1 protein-coding gene is annotated in these 1,221 nt (G+C 55.6%); it reads left to right on the top strand.

The features are described 5' to 3' along the window. Positions 1-71: 71 nt before the first annotated feature. Positions 72-1,192, top strand: a protein-coding gene (locus JG725_RS20540) for an IS3 family transposase (protein WP_199379691.1) whose coding sequence is annotated in 2 segments (ribosomal slippage) — positions 72-330 and positions 330-1,192 — 1,122 coding nt in all. Because the reading frame shifts where the segments join, the coding sequence is not laid out codon by codon here. Positions 1,193-1,221 lie beyond the last annotated feature (29 nt).

Here is a 1,221-nt window from a genome sequence, read left to right as displayed (position 1 = left end):
TGACCTGCTCCCCGTTGATTAGTACACACCGATGTTAGTAATGTCTTCATAAGCCACATGAGGACATCCCCATGAAGAAGCGTTTTTCCGACCAACAGATCATCAGTATTCTCCGCGAGGCTGAAGCCGGGGTATCCGCCCGTGAACTCTGCCGCAAGCACGCCATTTCCGACGCCACGTTTTACACCTGGCGTAAAAAGTATGGCGGTATGGAGGTGCCCGAGGTTAAGCGCCTGAAGTCGCTTGAGGAAGAGAACGCCCGACTCAAGAAACTGCTGGCCGAAGCCATGCTGGATAAGGAGGCGCTTCAGGTAGCTCTGGGCCGAAAGTACTGACGACAGACCAGAAGCGGGAAGCCGTGGTGTTGATGTGTGATACGACCGGTCTGTCGCAGCGTCGTGCCTGCAGGCTAACAGGTTTGTCCCTGTCGACCTGCCGTTACGAAGTGCAGCGCCCGGCATCGGATGCGCATTTATCCGGGCGCATCACCGAACTGGCATTGGAGCGCAAGCGTTTTGGCTACCGCCGCATCTGGCAGTTATTGCGCCGTGAAGGGCTCCATGTTAATCACAAGCGCGTGTACCGCCTTTATCATCTGAGCGGGCTGGGCGTAAAACGCAGACGACGTCGTAAAGGGCTGGCAACAGAACGTCTGCCGCTGCTCCGCCCGGCTGCGCCTAATCTGACCTGGTCGATGGATTTTGTCATGGATGCGCTGGCCACCGGTCGCAGGATCAAGTGCCTGACCTGCGTGGATGACTTCACGAAGGAGTGCCTGACGGTAACCATTGCCTTTGGGATTTCAGGCGTGCAGGTCACGCGTATTCTGGACAGCATTGCGCTGTTTCGCGGCTATCCGGCGACGATAAGAACTGACCAGGGCCCGGAATTTACCTGCCGCGCGCTCGATCAATGGGCCTTTGAGCATGGCGTGGAGTTGCGGCTTATCCAGCCCGGCAAGCCGACACAGAACGGATTTATTGAGAGTTTTAACGGACGCTTTCGCGATGAATGCCTGAATGAACACTGGTTCAGTGACGTCAGTCATGCCAGGAAAACTATCAGTGAATGGCGTCAGGATTATAATGAGTGCCGTCCGCACTCCGCGCTGAATTATCAGACGCCGTCTGAATTTGCGGCGGCCTGGAGAAAGGGTAATTCTGAGAGTGAAGGATCCGACATTACTAACTGAGTGTTGTATCTAATCCTGGGGGCAGGTCA

This window comes from Brenneria sp. L3-3C-1 (genome assembly GCF_016456245.1).
Taxonomy (GTDB): Bacteria; Pseudomonadota; Gammaproteobacteria; order Enterobacterales; family Enterobacteriaceae; genus Brenneria.
This window is presented reverse-complemented; position numbering and strand designations above follow the sequence as displayed.